Annotated in this window: 15 protein-coding genes and 3 pseudogenes; 2 read left to right on the top strand and 16 right to left on the bottom strand. The window is 36.7% G+C overall.

Features of this window, described 5'->3' with window-relative positions; genetic code table 11:
• On the bottom strand, window positions 1–674 hold a 674-nt coding region (locus HMPREF2984_RS06125), incomplete at its 3' end, for an SSURE domain-containing protein (RefSeq protein ID WP_142350450.1).
• A gap of 151 nt (window positions 675–825) precedes the next feature.
• On the opposite strand from HMPREF2984_RS06125, the pseudogene HMPREF2984_RS06120 reads away from it, so the two are divergent.
• Window positions 826–1,281, top strand: a pseudogene (locus HMPREF2984_RS06120) (histidine phosphatase family protein).
• Between the two features lie 170 nt (window positions 1,282–1,451).
• Window positions 1,452–2,654, top strand: a complete 1,203-nt coding sequence (locus HMPREF2984_RS06115) for an IS110 family RNA-guided transposase (protein WP_070670789.1) — start codon at window positions 1,452–1,454, stop codon at window positions 2,652–2,654.
• 381 nt (window positions 2,655–3,035) lie between these two features.
• On the opposite strand, the gene comW is transcribed toward HMPREF2984_RS06115, so the two are convergent.
• From comW to HMPREF2984_RS06040, 15 genes and pseudogenes are all read right to left on the bottom strand, one after another.
• The gene (gene comW / locus HMPREF2984_RS06110; protein WP_003040495.1) at window positions 3,036–3,263 is read right to left on the bottom strand and encodes a sigma(X)-activator ComW; all 228 of its coding nucleotides are present in this window, start codon (window positions 3,261–3,263) and stop codon (window positions 3,036–3,038) included.
• A 219-nt stretch (window positions 3,264–3,482) separates the two neighbouring features.
• Window positions 3,483–3,773 (bottom strand): annotated as a pseudogene (locus tag HMPREF2984_RS06105) (SDR family NAD(P)-dependent oxidoreductase); the annotation flags it as partial.
• Window positions 3,774–3,799: 26 nt separating this feature from the next.
• Window positions 3,800–4,852, bottom strand: coding sequence for a glycosyltransferase (locus tag HMPREF2984_RS06100; protein ID WP_003026587.1), 1,053 nt, complete (start codon window positions 4,850–4,852; stop codon window positions 3,800–3,802).
• 10 nt (window positions 4,853–4,862) lie between these two features.
• A complete protein-coding gene (locus HMPREF2984_RS06095) occupies window positions 4,863–5,855 on the bottom strand; it encodes a stealth family protein (protein WP_003026589.1) in 993 nt (330 codons plus the stop codon).
• Window positions 5,852–6,952: a UDP-galactopyranose mutase gene (gene glf / locus HMPREF2984_RS06090; RefSeq protein ID WP_003040714.1), complete on the bottom strand. Its 1,101-nt coding sequence runs from the start codon at window positions 6,950–6,952 to the stop codon at window positions 5,852–5,854. Before glf ends, HMPREF2984_RS06095 begins: the two co-directional genes overlap by 4 nt.
• Before the next feature lie 13 nt (window positions 6,953–6,965).
• Window positions 6,966–7,964 carry an acyltransferase gene (locus HMPREF2984_RS06085; RefSeq protein ID WP_003040757.1) on the bottom strand — a complete coding sequence of 333 codons (999 nt, stop codon included), beginning with the start codon at window positions 7,962–7,964 and terminating at the stop codon, window positions 6,966–6,968.
• Window positions 7,965–7,966: 2 nt separating this feature from the next.
• Window positions 7,967–9,382 (bottom strand): flippase, encoded by a 1,416-nt coding sequence (locus tag HMPREF2984_RS06080; RefSeq protein ID WP_003040805.1) that lies wholly within the window; start codon window positions 9,380–9,382, stop codon window positions 7,967–7,969.
• A 51-nt stretch (window positions 9,383–9,433) separates the two neighbouring features.
• On the bottom strand, window positions 9,434–10,600 hold the full coding sequence (locus tag HMPREF2984_RS06075) for a polymerase (RefSeq protein WP_070670787.1): 1,167 nt from the start codon (window positions 10,598–10,600) through the stop codon (window positions 9,434–9,436).
• A gap of 31 nt (window positions 10,601–10,631) precedes the next feature.
• The gene (locus HMPREF2984_RS06070; protein WP_003026598.1) at window positions 10,632–11,621 is read right to left on the bottom strand and encodes a glycosyltransferase family 2 protein; all 990 of its coding nucleotides are present in this window, start codon (window positions 11,619–11,621) and stop codon (window positions 10,632–10,634) included.
• Between the two features lie 19 nt (window positions 11,622–11,640).
• Window positions 11,641–12,615 (bottom strand): glycosyltransferase, encoded by a 975-nt coding sequence (locus HMPREF2984_RS06065; protein WP_003026599.1) that lies wholly within the window; start codon window positions 12,613–12,615, stop codon window positions 11,641–11,643.
• Window positions 12,616–12,639: 24 nt separating this feature from the next.
• Window positions 12,640–13,278, bottom strand: a pseudogene (locus HMPREF2984_RS06060) (DUF1919 domain-containing protein).
• 1 nt (window position 13,279) lies between these two features.
• Window positions 13,280–14,428 (bottom strand): glycosyltransferase family 4 protein, encoded by a 1,149-nt coding sequence (locus HMPREF2984_RS06055; protein ID WP_003040815.1) that lies wholly within the window; start codon window positions 14,426–14,428, stop codon window positions 13,280–13,282.
• Window positions 14,429–14,430: 2 nt separating this feature from the next.
• Window positions 14,431–15,603 (bottom strand): beta 1-4 rhamnosyltransferase Cps2T, encoded by a 1,173-nt coding sequence (cps2T, locus tag HMPREF2984_RS06050; protein WP_021002187.1) that lies wholly within the window; start codon window positions 15,601–15,603, stop codon window positions 14,431–14,433.
• A gap of 30 nt (window positions 15,604–15,633) precedes the next feature.
• Window positions 15,634–17,007 (bottom strand): sugar transferase, encoded by a 1,374-nt coding sequence (locus tag HMPREF2984_RS06045; RefSeq protein WP_059221610.1) that lies wholly within the window; start codon window positions 17,005–17,007, stop codon window positions 15,634–15,636.
• A gap of 22 nt (window positions 17,008–17,029) precedes the next feature.
• Window positions 17,030–17,725, bottom strand: a complete 696-nt coding sequence (locus HMPREF2984_RS06040) for a tyrosine-protein kinase (RefSeq protein WP_003026604.1) — start codon at window positions 17,723–17,725, stop codon at window positions 17,030–17,032.
• Window position 17,726: the final 1 nt, after the last annotated feature.

The raw sequence follows: 17,726 nt of genomic DNA, 5'->3' as shown, positions 1-17,726 counted from the left end.
CCAGCGTGTTTTGCCGTGCCGTTATCTGACCATGGGGCGCCGTCTGAGGATTTCAACAAGAGACGGGTTAACATACCGTCACCACCGAAGAGTTCGTACGGAATGACTTCGTTCACGCCTGCCGTAAAGGGACCAGGGTGGTTCGCGTTGGCTAGGAAAGAAGCCGGAACATCTGTACTGCCCTTGATATTGTCCGTTATAGATTGCTTAGCTTGAGCAAGAGATGGATCTTCTTGCGCTTTTGAAGCTGTTTCTTTTGCAACTGTTTCTGACGCCTTTTGGATTTTTTTCGCAGCTTCTGCAATGGATTTTCCTGCTTTGTTTTCTTTTGTAACTTCTTGTTTTTCTTGCACCTTTTTATCTGGTGTTTGAGTTGTTCTGCCAGACAAATCTTGTGAGGGCTTAGTTGCATCTGGCGCTTCTTTCTTGTCAGCTGTTGTTTTTTCAGATTGTCCTACTTTCGAATCAAGTATGGATTTCCCAGAGTCTGTTGGACTATTTGACGGGGTTGTTGTCACCACCTTGTTTTGCGTACCAACTTGGGCATTTACCGGATTGCTAATAAGAATAAAGAATCCACTTGCCACAACTACGGACGCAACACCTACACTTAACCGACGGATAGACCATTTTGTATATTTTTCATTATTTGAACGATGATTTTTGTCAACCATATTATTTACTCCTTTGATTATTTTTAATGGTTGATTAAAGTTTACCAAGCTCTTATTAACTATCCGTAAGACAAAGTTAAAGTTTTTCTTAAATAAGCATTATTTCTTACTTATTTATAGAATTTTCAAATGTTGTGATATACTAGATTACATGAACAACACCTATTATTTTGTCCGTCACGCGCACTCAACTTACACACCTGACGAATGGACACGCCCTTTGTCATAAAAGGGACTCACTTCCCTCTCACAATTAAAAATACTAGAGAATAAGCCAATCTCTGCTATTTATTCTAGTCCTTACCAACGAGTAATTGAAACGATTGAGCCTTTGGCACTAACCTTTGGGCTTCCGATTCAACTTGATAAGCGATTGATTGAACGAAAACTAAGCAGTCAGCCGGTTTCCGACCAAACATTTGAAACTACACTCAAACAACTTTGGCAAAATCCTGACAGTTCTCTACCGGGTGGCGAATCAAATCTCATAGCTCAAAACCGAGCTCTATCATTTCTGCAAGAATTAGAAGAAAACATACTAAGATTAGTAGTGAAGAAATCTCCGACGGGAGAGAGTACTCACTACTTTTTCTTTATGTTAAAGTAGTGGTGTCTTGTAAAGTCGTAGGGCTCTATGGCGCTAGACGTCGCTTGACAAACTGGCAAGACACCTAGTTTTAGGTGGAGTTTGATCAAAGTATGTGGGACGCTAAACGTCGCGTATTGAAAATAAAATCACTAAAACATGGAATTATTCAAGACAAAAGAGGTAATGTCATGCGTGCAGTATTTGGAATTGATGTAAGTAAAACAAGTTCTGAGGTGGCAATTTTAGTCAACGGTGAGAAGGTTCATGGCTACTCCATACTCAATGATGCCATTGGATTCAATCGCCTGTTGGGGGACTTGAAAACTGTTCATAACCCTGAGATTATATTTGAGGCCACAGGCGTCTATTCTCGATGTCTTCAGGCTTTTCTTGAGGAATGTGGTTACGCTTATACACGGCTAAATCCACTGGAAGCTAAGAAGCAATTGGACAGTCTGCGAGTTCGTAAAACAGATAAAATTGACGCTGAAAAGTTGGCTAAATCTCAGCTTGTGCACAATCGTAAACCAACTTACGTGCAGGAAGAAGTTTATCAACACCTGCGTGATTTAAGCCGTTTCTATCAAAATATGACTGAAGATCTTGTTCGAGCTAAAAACCGTCTGCACAAGGTTCTACAAGTCACCTTTCCTGAATTGGAAAATCTCTTATCCACACCAACTGGAGAGCAATATTGGAACTTAGTGATGGCTTTTCCATGTAAAGAGTTTGTATTAAGCCTATCTCAAAGTGACTTGTATGAGATTATCCGTCAATCTACCTCCAAACGCATCTCTGAAAAGCGTATTGCTTACCTGACTGATAAACTTATAAAACTCGCTAAACAATCTTTTTGTGCGGTCAAGAAAAACTCTCCAATGCTTGAAGAGGTTCGTTACTATGCTCAAGAATTGCTTCGCCTTTCTGAACGCAGACAAGTTGTCTTAAACGACATGGTAACTCTAGCTCAGCCTTTACCAGAGTATGACATCTTACGGTCAATTCCTGGCATCGCAGAAACCACAGCGACATCTATCATTGGAGAATTGGGAGATATTCGTCGCTTTCAGTCTTCCAATCAAATCAACGCTTTTATTGGCATTGACCTGAGACACTATGAATCTGGGAAATTTCTCGCCAAGGAACACATCACTAAAAGAGGTAATCCCTATGCCAGAAAAATCTTGTTCAAGTGCATTCACAACATCGCTTCAGCTAGTCATACCAATCCCTGCCATATCGCTGACTTTTATGAGAAACGAAAAAGACTATCTACAATAGCTTCAACTAAGCCTCATGCGATTGCCTCTATACATCGTCTCATTCGAACAATGTATTACCTCATTACGCATAACAAACTTTACGATTACTCTTTGACCCAAAATCGATAAGGCTGTCTATGCCGTATTATTGTAACACCTTGTTTCAAAAAATACCAGATGAGGTGTTTTTTTTTGCATGCCCTTTTATGGCTCAAAAAGTGTTAAAAATAAGACAGTAACCTCGGAATAGCTACTGTCTTATCTCATTTTTCACTTAAAGCCTTGACAGACTTGAAAAATGGTAGAAAAAATGGTAGAAAAGAGCCCTTATTTACCATGGGCTGAAACTATTCAGGAAAAGTGCAAATAGAAAACGTTCCAGAGTCAAATCAACTTTGGAACGTTTTTTCAATATACCTTGTTATTGGGCGGTTACACTCAACCACTGCGTCTTGCTCGACAATCCAAAGACAATTTAGAGGCTAGGACTTTTGTCCCAGCCTCTAAATATCAAGCCGAGCTCAGCATCAAGGACTGCAAATACCAGCGATAAGCTGCCCGATAATGATAGGCATTAAAAAACTTCATCTCCCCGATACCGTAGCGTATCAGGTAGTATATCAGATAGTGCAGACGCAGGCTTTCCCACTCCATGCTAGCCTTTTGACAATGGGCATACTCAGCCTCAAGCTCCCCATAGTAATCTCTGAATTGATTATAAATTTCTTGAATTTCCATCATAACTCCAATCTTTTTGCTTTAACACTAGTTTAGCGCAAAAAGGAGAGGTTTCGGGACAAGAAACATATCTGGTCTCATTTTAGAGCCAAAAGGTAGGTAGGGCGCTAGAAAGTGACATTTCAGGGAAGAATTTTGACATTTGGGAGTTGGGGAGTAACCTTTTTGATAATCATTTACGATTAAATACTTTACTATGTTGAAATTTGAGATTGGCTAATATTTTAATGGTTCTTGCACAAACTCACCAACTGCCTCATAAACTGTAAAATGAATCACTGCATCAATATGATTTTCCTCAAATACCTGACTCATAAACTTTTTGTCTGCAATAGAACCTTGATAAAAAGGAACCGTCACACCTGTAATAGTTTTTAATCTATCTAAGACCTGAAGCGAACTATTTGAAAAATCATCTACAACTACAACATCATAGCCACTTTTTAATAATTCCACTACTATGTAGCTACCGATATAACCTGCACCACCTATGATTAAAATCTGTCTTATAAGACTATCACTTCATAATAACAATCTCACTTCAATTTTGATAGTGCAGTCCTCAAATATTGCCCTTGCCGAAGTTTACTACCAATTTGTTTAGCATTTTCTAACATTTCTTTGTATTGCTCTTCTGACAAGGTATCTAAATTTTCTTTTAAATCAGAAAGAGAAGAAACAACTAGACCACACTGTTTATCTATCACAAAATGAGCCAGTGCTGACTCTTCCCAAACAACTACAGGGAAGCCTGCCGCTAAATAAAGTGAAGCCTTGTGCGAGTTGTTATAGCGAAGGTACTCACCAAATACACCACTACATGTCTCAGCGCTATCACCATCCCAGACAAGACCAAAACCACCCTCAAGAGCTGCTGGTAGCTCGTCAGGTAAGAAGGATCCAAAGTAAGTCTCATTCGCAAGAGCTCTGCTCTCGTCGAAGCCAACACCATAAAGGTTATAAGCAGGTTCTTCAGGAAGAGAGTAAAGATAACCAGCTTTTTCCTGAGCCAAATTGCCAGCTACAATGATTGGCTGGTCTTTTGTCAGTCCACTTTTTTCTTGGAAATTTGGAATCAAATAATCAAAAATTCCAAGACTCACAATCTTATCTTCTGCAACTCCTTTATTTACCAAAACAGATTTCATAATAGGATTATGGGCAATAATCCCATCAGCTGCACCAAGCAGACCTGACTCTTGAATTTGAACTCGAATCTTATGCTTCAAAGGTACTGTATCCAAATTGGCATAGCGTAAAGCTTCCAAATCGTGGATAATAAAATGAACTTTTACGCCTTTTTTCTGTGCTTTCTTTACATGATGTGTTGTGAAAAAACTATGATGAAGCATTGGGAACTGGATCAATAACTCATCACCTTGCTTTAGTTGAGCCAAGGCCTGACCAAAAGCCTTGGATTTATGAAGCTGTGCTTTAAGTGTACTCATCTCGTACCAATTATCAACTGAAAGAACCAAGGCTTGATAACCTTCTCTCTTTACAATTTCTTCAACATCATTACGTGCCTTATTCCCGGCATTTTTCACATTATTATCGTGTAAAAATTCTTCTTTTAAATAGTATTTCATCTCTTATTTCTCATTTTTCAAAAGCTGATTTTTCAGGATAGCGTTCTTTCAATATTTCCTTAAAACGAATGATATTCTCCTCTTTAGAGTCAACATCATCATTTACACAAAGCAGTTTTTTATGTTTATCTTTAAAGATACTCTCTAATCGATCCACTTGATTCAGGTCTATCGACTCTCCAAAATTCTTTGACATAGGATAAAACTGATTACTTTCAATCTGCCAATGCTGACAGATGTATTGATTAACATCTACTCCATAGTCTCTAATTTTATTTCGTGACGTTCTATCTAATGTTTCACCCTCAATGTCCCATAAATGTGCCAAGGTACTCTTTTTCATAGGTGCAGCTAAATGGTTATTCACATAGCCCGTTGGCCCCCATGGCAAAAGTAGCAAGTTTTTCAAAACTAAATACCCATAACGATGATTGAAAAATTTCCAAGGCGAGGACTTTAGTGCCTTCTTATTAGGAAAATGGCGATAAATCAATTCAACATTATTGTGATAAGTATTCGTAAATGGTGACCAAGGAACTAAAGCATCATATACAGCTAAAAGCTTAGGTTGCCCATTCTTATAAAAATCCGAAGGTTGACTATCTCTAATCAAGTACACATCATCATTGAAATACAAATAATTCTCCGACAAGCCCTCAATCCGATGGAGGTTGAGTTCAATAGCCGCTGAATTATAGGTAGGTAGATACTCTTTAGGGATAAACTCCTTATGAGTGACCAACTTGAGTTTTGGATGCTCCAAGTTCAACCATTCCGGTTTTTGGCCATTGGTGACTAAGTAAACACGATTTACCCAAGGAGCATGATTTTCAATCATTCGAAACCAGTAATTAAAAATCCCGTAATCACGATAACGCTGCTCTCCGTCGATTTCTTGGTCCAAATCTGCCACTTGACCAGTCACAGCTTGTTTCTCACGGATAAACTCCGGATCACTCCCGTCAACCCAGAGAACCACGATATCAATCTTATCTTCTGTCATTTAGTAAATTCTTTCTCTACGACTTCCAAAGCACGCTCAATGACCACGTGCATGTCGTAGTATTTATAGTCTGCTAGACGTCCACAGAAAATGACCTTGTCATTTTTCTCAGCTTCTTCTTGGTACTTGGCAAACATAGCATTGTTCTTTTCATCATTGATTGGGTAGTATGGCTCATCTCCACGTTTCCAATCAGCTGGGTATTCGCGGGTGATGACCGTCTTCGGTTGGGTTCCATACTCGAAGTGCTTATGCTCAATGATACGAGTGTAAGGGATCTCACGCTCTGTATAGTTGACTACAGCATTTCCTTGATAGTTTTCCTCATCCAAAACTTCATGTTCAAAACGCAGGCTACGATACTCAAGCTCTCCGTGTTTATAATTAAAATACTGGTCAATCATACCCGTAAACACAACCTTTGCTGCTGAGCTTTCCAGTTCTTCTCGGTTGGCAAAGAAGTCAACGCCTAATTCAACTTCTACGTCGCCAAGCATATTTTCAATAATGACATTGTAGCCACCGATTGGAATCCCTTGGTAACGGTCGTTAAAGTAGTTATTATCGAAGGTCAAGCGAACTGGAAGACGTTTAATGATAAATGGTGGAAGGTCTGTTGCAGAACGTCCCCATTGTTTTTCCGTGTATCCTTTGATCAATTTTTCATAGATATCTGGACCAATCAACTTGATTGCTTGTTCTTCCAAGTTTTTAGGTTCAACATCTTTCATATCAGCCGTTTGCTCAGCAATCTTGTCTTTAACTTCTTGCGGAGTCTTAGTGCCCCACATAGCATAGAAGGTATTCATGTTAAATGGAAGATTATAAAGACTGCCCTTATAGTTAGCAATAGGGGAATTGATATAGTTGTTAAATTCAGCAAATTGGTTGACATAATCCCAAACCTTTTTGTTTGAGGTATGGAAAATGTGGGCACCGTACTTGTGAACATTGATTCCTTCAACATTTTCACAGTAAATATTTCCGCCAATGTGATCACGCTTGTCAATCACTTTTACTTTTTTGCCACGTTTTGTAGCTTCGTGTGCGAAGATTGCTCCAGACAAACCAGCACCAACGATAAGATAATCGTACATTATAAACTCCTTTTTATAATTTAACTATTCGATTGATATAAGGGATTTTCATTAATGTCATACTTATTAGAAAACTAATCATTAATGTGAAAACAGGGAAAAATAAGTATGCACCCACTATGTTAAACCCTATCAACTTTTGCCATATTTGCATAACATAGGTATGTATAATAAATACTCCCATCGTTTGGACTGATAACAAGTAGATCATTCTATGTTTAGAAGCATCAATGGTTAGCGTCAATAAGGTAAGAAATAGTCCTAAACTAATTACTTTTACCAAAAGAATGTCATAAAAATATTCAGCAAAAAGATTATGATAAATATTTTTTGCTATGAAAAATAATATTATCGGTGAAATCAATAACAAAAGTATGCTAACTATTTTCATCCATCCCTTAAAGATTGATTTTAAATTATCTATATTGAATTGTGCTACAAAACCACCTAAAATGTAGTAAAAGAACCAAGTCCATAATCTAAACGTTTGTATAACATAAATTTGCACTGGCATTTGAAGCAAAAAATTTATCAATTCAAAAAACAAACCAATAATTGTTAATACAGATAGAAAGTACAAATAACTTCTTTTTGAATGTAAATACTTCTTCAATATCGGCAAACATAAATAAATTAGTATCAATGAGCCAAAAAACCAAAATTGGAAGAAATAACCCTCTTGTATCAAAGAAGCCAAAATTTTTTTAATTGGATTAATTGTGAAGTCTCTTTTAAGTAACCAGATGATAACAGTCCATGACGACACTGTTATTAGAACCCATTTTATTTTATGTTGTATATAGGGATATGTTATCTTGCTTTTGCCCAATAATAAATAACCATTCACCATAAAAAACAAGGGAATTGAATAAGTACCTAAATAATATAAATAAGATGAGTAATTCCATTGCCCTGTTTCCTTAAACCCTGGCATCGTAGTGTGAAGCAAAACAACTCCGATACAAGCAATTATTTTAATCAAATCTAAGTTTATATTACGTATTTTCTTCATTTCTAATTTTTCCCTATTATTTGTTTTAATTCTTTCACATCTACTACTTTCAGAGCTAGAATAGCAAACAGGTAAATGAGGCCGCCAAGCACTGCATACACAAGAACATTTAAAGTAGGTGAAAAATGCAAGAATGGTTTTGCACATAGCAACAAGCCATACATCATAGCAGATGCGCATACAATTTTTGCCATAGACCCAAGAATCGGTACTTCCTTAAGATAAGGAAGGGTATAGTACAATTGAATGAACCATACCAGTGACTCCGTTAGAACTGATACAATAGCCGCGCCGATAAAACCAAAATGAGGCAAGAAGAGCAAATTCAACCCCACACTGACAATAGCAGGAATGGTGGTGGATAGCATAAATTCTTTGTTTTTATCATGCGGGATGAGAATTTGAATCCCCATGATATTGGTCCATCCGATAAAGAACATTCTAAAAATCATGATGGCAATGGCATAACGCGCATCCTGGAAATCCTTCCCTAGGAAGAATTGAACAAAGTCATCATTGACAATCAGCATGCCAGCAATAATCGGGAAAATGACCAAATTATAAATCAAAAAAGACATCTGGTGCATCTTGTTGACAGCCTTGTGATCTCCTGAGGACAAGAGGCTTGATACCCGAGGCAACATGACACTTCCCAGAGACGTCACCAAGGTCAACAAAATATTGACGAGTTTTAAAGCCTGGTCGTAAATCCCGACATCCTTTGTAGAGGCGAGAGCCCCCAGCATGGTCCGGTCAAGAGTAACATAGAGGGAAATGGCAATCTGCGGTAAAAAGAGCAGAATGACCGGTTTTAAATGCACCCGTGCATAGGCCATATCGAAATAGGCTTTCCCAATAAATTCGCGGGCAGGTAACCACATGCTCAGCTGACCTAACAGCTCAAAGATGGTTAGTAAGAATACATAGAGATAAAGATTATTGGCAGATTTAACGAACAAGAAGATGGAGATGACTCCGACTAGCTTAACCGTAATATTTCGCACCGTAATCTTGCGGAAGTCCTCTAAGCCCTGAAAAAGCCAGGAGATATCGAGCCCTTTTGAAACCAAACTGAGTCCCAAAATATAGGCTACAGGATTTTGCATGGATGGAAGCATCAAGCAAAACAAAGCATAAAGGAGGAGAGATACAAATGTTGCGACTAACTGGAGGGTATAGATCCCCCAAAAATTTTTTCGGATGTCTTTCCGGTGTCCTGAAATTTCCTTAGTACCGTAATTGGCCACTCCTAAAGTCGCTAAAAGGATAAAGTAGGTAACAATGGAGTTGAAATAGCCGTAAGTTCCTAAATCTTCAGAGCTAAATACCCGAGTGACATACGGGGTGGTGATAATCGGTAAAATAATCACCAGCAGCTGGTAGGAGAGATTGTAGGCGTAATTTTTTAAAACTTTCATAAGTACAATAACTTGTTTTAGCCTTCCTTTGAATTTGACGAATACTCTTCTTTATTCAATTTTTGTATCCTCATTCACAATAAATAGGCGACTGATAAATAAGATTAATGGAGAATAACGAAGAACTAACATCTGAGGATCAAACATACCATGGATAATCATAATTCCTAAGCAAGCCAGTACGATATCTTTTTGAATAGACACAAAATAACGCATCACTTTTGTCAATGCAAACAACATAAATGCACTGACAATCAAGCCATCAATAACCAATAATTGAACAAAAGAGCTATCAATAAAATTGTAATTACTAGTGAAATTTCCAAACATATCAAGAGTTGTAAAGGAAATTGGTTGCCCTAACCAAGATACCCCAAAATTTTGAAAACCATTGACACTGAGACGCAAGCGATTATGCGTAAATTGATCGACTAAGTGAAATAAATTCCCAGATGAATAAAAACAAAAATACAAGACAATCACTAAAGCTAAAATAAAACCGTACTGCACAAGTGTCTTTGTCCAGAAGTTTCCAATGAGAAACTCTTTTTTAAAGATTTTAATACTCAACAAAGCATAGGTTAGTATCAAAATGCTTAAGTAAAATGGACTAGATGTCGAAGTCTGTTGATACATATAAATGGTAGACATCAACAGAGCTAACAACTCAAGGTAGGAAATCTTCTTCCCTCTAAACATAAGATAACTACATAATGCAAAGAACATACGTTGAGAAGCAAAGGAAACATAGTTAAATCCAAGACTATAACGATAACCACCATCTGCACTCATCAACATATTTGAAATAATTCCCATCTTACTAGCCAAAATAGTGACAATGAGAACTGAGAATGTCGCTAAGGAGAAGGTACCTAATAATTTCTTGAACTCTATATCCCTAGCCGAAAATACTAACAGTAAGACGTTTATATCAGGAAGACCATCACGATTTTTTGACACAATTAACATTGTCAGGGTAAATAATAAGAAAACTAATAATTCCTTCAAGTGAAATCTGAAATAATTAATTGTGTTAGGAAGGTTGATGAGTTCTTTTATCGCAATCATTACTAACGTAAAATAAAGTAATATACGATAAAGTGCCAAGAAACCGTCTAGTCTAACGAAATAAGTTGTAGTTACCAGAGATGCAAATAATACCCAAACAAAGAGTGTAAATAAATAGATTTTCTCTGAAATAAAGCGACTGCTATTCACAAGTACTTTCCATACCTTTCAATTATTCTTATTAATGCTGTAATATCATCTGCATTTTCTTGAGGTAAATCAAAATAATATAAATTCGACATTTTAACAGCATTTTTATGAGGGGATTTAATAGTGAAGAATCATTCCTAATAAAATCTGCCATATCTTTGCTTTTACAAATTTCTTTAACGAGCTTAACTTTTTTTGTAACTGGTAATTTTTGCTTAGAAATATTGTGAATATTGCTCATCAATATTCTTGCCTTTACAGTATTATCAAGATTTGAACTATCTATATGCCAATCCTTTAATAAGTTATCAACCAACTTCAACTCTTGAAGCTGATACTGAAGACGCTTAGGGTTATAGCCCGACATAGCAGAACCCTTCCTGCCGATGACATAAACATAGTAGGACTCTTGAGAAAGATAAACCCTGTTCACATTACGATAAACATTCAGATTGAAGCGCACATCTTCACCCAACTCATACTTCTCAAAAGAAATATTATTTTCAAGAAGAAACTCTCTACGATAAATTTTATTCCACACAGTATAAAGCATATCTGATAAAAATAAATCTGTAAATATCGTGATAAAATCATTTTTATCGTATAATCCACTATGAGGAAGACACTTTTTCGTACGATACTTCTCAGTTAACTCTTGCTCAAAAGAATTGTAATAACTAAATACCACTAAATCTAAGTCTGATACCAACTTATCAGCAAAGTCCGAAAAGAGATTTCCTACAAGATAATCATCGCTATCAGCGAAGTAGATGAACTCTCCCTTAGCTTTGGATAAGCCAAAATTACGGGCAGAACCAACACCGTGGTTTTCAATATGATAGACTGAAATATTATCATATTGGCTAGCATAAGTTTCACAGATATGACCACTACGATCTGTAGAACCATTATCTATCACTATAATCTCCAAGTCATCATAATTCTGAGAAATAACACTTTTTAAACAACGATCAATGTATTTCTCAACGTTATAGACTGGAATAATAACAGAGTATTTCAAATTAAACTCCCATATCATATCAGAAAATGTTTTGAATACTGAAGGCTAGTTTTAATACTTTAAGTCTAAACAGTATATATTTTAACTTATTTGGTTGGTCTTTCATTTGAGAAAGAGAAACACTATTCTTAAGTAATTCTTGTTTCACTTCATTAGTAATGTCTATATATTTTTTATCTAATTTAGATTTATATAAACTTGCCAAGATATGAGTCAAGCCATTCACATAATATAGCTGTGAAATTTGTAATTCTTCTTGATTTAATTGTGAACAAACAAAATCAGAATAAAAAACTTCTTTGTAGAACCCAAACATATCTCTAAACTTCTGCTCATTCCAAGACTGTGTGATGGAATCAGGATTATCAATTAAATAGTGATAATACTTTTGATTGGTAGCAAAGACATTCTTAGCTGAGAGGAAGAGCTTGTAATTCGTTCCCAAGTCTTCATAATATTTTCCTTTCGGAAAAGAAATATTATTATCAACAAATAAAGACTTTTTATATATTTTGTCGTTGGCAAAACCTGTGATATAACTATGCTTGAGCATTTGGACAAAAGCGTCTTTACCTTCAAAGACTTGAGTCACTACTGAATCCGAAACTATAACATCTTCTTCACCTTTGACAAACTCACGATTAAAAGAAATAATGTCAAATTCTCGAGATTCCAGCACCTCTGCTAATTCTTTAAAAGTTTGTGGTTCCAGCCAGTCATCAGAATCAGGGAAATAAACATAGTCACCCTTAGCATGTGAAATACCAGTATTGCGAGCTTCAGAAAGCCCTCCATTTTCTTTATGAATAACTGAGATAAAGTCATACGCCTTAACATAATCATCACAGATTTGAGAAGAACTATCAGTACTTCCATCATCTACAAGTAAAATATCATAATTATGCCACTCTTGGACAAGAACGCTTTCTACACAACGTTTTAAATACTTTTCAACATTATAAACTGGAATGACAACAGTTAAAAGTGGTTTCATGGATTCTTCACCTAAATTTTTATTTTATGTTAAATCTTCCCCACCCTTATTCAACCAAGTAACAGCATTAAAATATCGGTGGTAAGTCTTCAAATCGATACCAACATGCCCTTGCTTCTCGGCTGATTTAAAATGAATCAAGGAAGGTAAATCACTATAATTCTTCGAAGAAAAAATAACCTTACTCTTATATGGAAGTTCTTCGAACTCTTTCATCAATTCATAAGTACAAATATCATTATCATTGAACTTAAAATACAAATTATCTCAATAAATTCTTTCCAAACGGCGTTGCCATTTTTGAGTTGCTTCTTCCTCATCTGCATAATGCAGGAAATGAAGTTCAATATCATCAAGTAGTGCTAAAGGATAGGCATTATCAAAGTCTTTGATATATTTTGATTCTTTAACAAATTTCAAGGGGATGTTCCCGCTCAAATAATGTTTTAAATTCTTGAGCATCTTGATGTAATCAGGAGAAAAGACAAACATCCCTACAAATGGAGTTTGGTAAGGCAAGCCCAATTCTTGATAAACCTTTCCAGCCCAACAATTATCACAAATAATCGTAAAATTTTTATTCTTTAGTCTTCGTCTAGGAATAAAGTTAATAATTGGATAAATAATTGGTTTTAATTTATTCTTAATTTTTTCAGTATTCATCTTAGTATTTCCTATACAACTCCGAAAAATTCCGAATATAACTTTGTAAGGAGAAGAGTTCTTTTTGGCGTTGGACAGAGGCCTTACCAAATTGCTCTCTCTTCTCGGTATTGTCAGCCAATTCTTGAATAGCTTTAGACAATTCTGCAGGCTGATTCGGTGTAGCAAGAAGACCATTTTCCCCTTCCTTGACCATCTCACAGACACCTCCATGACGATATCCCACTACAGGTTTGCCACAAGCCATAGATTCGAGGACGACTGTTGGTAATGGATCTGGATTGGTACTTGGCAAGACAAAGATATCAAACATATTATAGAGTTCTGTCGTCTTGCTATAATAGTCAATTCGCTTGATTTGTCTAGCTACTGGTGAGTCTGAAATGGTTTTTTCCAGCTCATCCACACGCCACTCTTCACCCTCAAATGCACTACCTGCCAAAAAGGCAACTGCTTTTGGATTAGCCTTCAAGATTGGAGTCACAGCTTCTAAAAAGTCGCCTTGACCTTTCCAGGCATTAACTCGTCCGATCATACCGATGACAAGCGCATCTTGTGCGATACCAAACTGATCACGGACGGCGGTGGCATCCATTTCGTGATAGACGGCATTGTCAACACCATTATAGATGACTTGAACTTGGTCATTTTTTACAAAGCGAGACTGCTTGACGTGGTTGGCTACAGCATTTGAAACCGTCACAATCGTATCAGCATAACGTCCCATCAAAAAGTTGATAAAATCTGAAATTGCTTTTGGTTTGACAATAATTTCATGAACATGCCAAATCAAAGGAAGGTTCAACTTACGTTTGAGATAAATTCCCTCAAGTACTGCAGTAGTATTGTTGTGAATGAGAGTAATTCCATTTTCCTTAGCATATTCAGCGATTTGCTTTGAATAACGGTTATATGAGCCAAAATACTCAAGAATCCCCTTAGGATTAAAATATTTACGGCGCAAGATTGGATAATCGATAACTTTAACTTTAGCACCAACATTCTCCAGAGCACCCACCAAGACACCAGCATTGGGTAAAATAACGTGCGTTTCAAATTCGTCTTTATTCAAACCTTTAATAAGCTCCAACAAAACCTTGTCGGCGCCATACATTTCGGCACCAGCATGGAGATATAAAATTTTCTGCATTTCTATCCTTTAAATACTTTTTCGTAGTCTGTAACAATCTTTTCCCATGTGAAAGCTGAGAGAATTCTTCGGCTTGACTTGAAATCCAAGTCAGTTATTGCTGCCTGATCAAATCCCTCTACTTCCTCAATGACGCGTGCCAACTCGTCTTTTTTCCAATAAATAGCCCCGTCTTCACCAACCTCACGGTTAAAGCCAACATCTAGCAACAAATTCAGTTTTGTAGATGCTAGAGCTTCCAGTAGAGAAGGATTGGTCCCTCCAACCTCATGCCCATGGAAATAGGCAAAAGCATTTTCACGAATGTACTTGAGCAATTCTTGGTCATAGACAGTCCCAACAAATTTGACTCTCGGATCTTTGTCGAAGCCTGTATCCTTGAGCAACTGATCGTAAAACTTATTTTGTTCCACATTTGTAATGAGAACAAAGTCTTTTTTAGAATTAGACTTCATAAATTCACGAATCATGGTCTCATAGTTGTTTTCGGGAACGAATCGTCCCACAACTAGATAATATCCGTTTTCAGCAACACCCTTTTCCTGATACCAACTACGAACTTTTTCGTCCTCAGGTTTTAAAACAGACTTACTTGTATCTGTCCCGTAGGCGATGTAAGTCGTCTTGGGCCGATACTGTTTATAGTCTTCTCGGATATATTTTTCGATATTTTTACTATCGCAAACCAATAAGTCCGCATGCTTGACCATGAGTTGCTCTGAGTATTTCCAATACTTACGGACGGGGAAACTCCATTTTGATCGGAGCCACTCATGTCCATCAGGATTGACAAATAAACTGCCTCCGATAGCTTTAATTTTTTTCTTGAGCCCAGCGATAAAAGGCCCAATACGACAAGCTAAAATATAGAAAATAGGAGCCTCATCCCTATTTGCTTTAGCGATTTCAATCGCTCTATTTACAGCAGCAATATCATAGGCAATGGCTCTAGCTGGCCCAATATTAGGCACGTCAATATTGAAACAAATTGCCCCGTTATGCTTAAACTGGTCATCTGTGATTCCAGACTTAGCTGAATTTTCACGCATACAGGCTACATAGTACTGTATACTACTATCTTGCTGATATTCTGTTAATTTCTCAACAAAGGTTTCAAAGCCACCATACTTGGCAGGGATTCCTTTTGAGCCTATGATATAAACTGACTTCTTCATCTTTCTCCTATCAAGGAAGCGAAGTCTCACCTACTTCGCTCCATCTTTCATTAATACAACTTTGACAGTCTTTAGTAAAATTTTAATATCTGACCAGATAGTCCAATCATCAATATAGGACACATCTAGCTTTACAACATCATCAAAATTCGTGATTTCACTGCGGCCGCTGACTTGCCAGAGGCCTGTGATGCCTGGTTTGAAACTCAAACGTTTTTTCTGTTCAGGTGTGTATTTTTCATACTCATCCACAGTTGGCGGACGCGTACCAACTAAGCTCATATCACCTTTAAGAACATTCCAAAATTGTGGAAGCTCATCTAGACTGGTTTTCCGAATGAATTTTCCAATAGGTGTAATCCGTGGGTCATCATCCATTTTGAACATCCCACCACTCATGGTATTATGTGCCATCAGCTCTTTTTTGCGTTCCTCGGCATCTACGTACATAGAGCGAAATTTGTAAAATTTAAAAATCCGACCGTTTTTTCCAACACGTTCTTGAACAAAAATTGCTGGTCCACCATCTTTACGAATCATTGGAACTAGGAAAAGTGCTGCAATTCCACATATAAGAAGTCCAAAGAGAGAACCAATGACATCCAAAACTCTTTTAGCAATGATGTGACTATAATTGTAGAAATTTGTTGAAAAAGTGACCACGCTAAAGCCAGCAATTTCTTGAAGCTTCTTCTCACCAATTTGAAAATCCAAGGCGTTAATATTCACATTAACGGTGATTCCCATATTCTCAAACTGAACAACCAAATCTTCAATGGAATAGTAATCGCTCGGCAAGCTAATAAAAACTTCATCTACAACAGAGCGAGTTGCAAATTCAATGAGGCGTTCTTTTGGTATCGTTTGAATTGTCGGATGTTGGTAATGCGAGTTATCAAATACTGAGATAGCTACTATACATTCATTAAATGTGCGCGCTTCGGTTAATTGTTTTAAAATTCTGTCTAGACGATTAGAAACCGTAATGATGAGTACTTTTTTACTGCTTTTTAATCTTGGATGTACTCGTGCATAATATTGCTTGATTGATAGATTAATGCAATAAACACCCAAAGCATTCAACAAGATAAAAAAGATGAGATTGCTACGGGATAATGAAAAGTTGCCTCCCAGCATAAAAGAAGAGAATGTGATAATGACTGCATAAAAAGCACTGTATTTCAGTGTCTCGGTAAATTCAATTAAATAGCCACGTTGAAAAAAATGATAGTTATAATTACTAATATAAAAAGCAACAATATGTAGCAACATTAACATCACAATTTCTTTATTAGTTAGACTAAAGTTTGAAATTAAATTTATGATTGTAATCACAACAAAAACTGCAACTAGTTGAATAAAAGCAATTCCTGTTTTTTGAAACTCATTTCTATTTTCAAACATCCCTACTCCTAAATGCTAATCTCTACTTTTTCTTTCCGTAATTTCCGTAATTGCCATAATTTCCATAGGAGCCATATTTTTCTAACTGTGTATCATATTTATTTAGAATAACTCCCAAAAATGGCGTCCCGGTTTGTTCTAATTGTTCTTTTGCCTTTTGCAATGTTTTCCGTTTTACATTTCCTGACTCGACGACTAAAACGCTAGCATCACATTTTTGAGCAATGATAGCCGCATCAATGACCAGTCCAATCGGTGGTGTATCAACAACGATATAATCATAATGGTTTCTGAGAATATCAATCATGATACCAAAGTTTTTACTTTGCAATAAAGCTGTTGGATTGGGTGAGACTTGTCCAGCTTCAATCACAAATAGATTGTCAATATTTGTTTCGCATAAACCGTTTGACAAATCTGTCGCACCAGCTAGATAATCTGTCAGACCTGTGATTTTATCACGCGTTTTAAAAATCCCTGACATGACAGAGTTACGAATATCTGCGTCAATTAGTAAAGTATTATAGCCTGAACGTGCAAAAGCAATGGCTAGGTTTGTAGAAGTCGTTGACTTCCCTTCTCCGGACTGTACAGAAGTGACAGCAATGACCTTAATATTATCCCCACTAAGCTGAATATTAGTTCTTAAGGCATTGTAGTATTCTTCTGTTTTCTTTATCGTTTTTTCTTTATTTTTAGCTAATTCTAAACTCGGCATT

It is taken from the genome of Streptococcus sp. HMSC066E07 (genome assembly GCF_001814695.1).
GTDB classification, from domain to species: Bacteria; Bacillota; Bacilli; order Lactobacillales; family Streptococcaceae; genus Streptococcus; species Streptococcus hominis.
The sequence above is the reverse complement of the archived record's forward strand: the minus strand, read 5'-3'. Positions and strand labels throughout refer to the sequence as shown.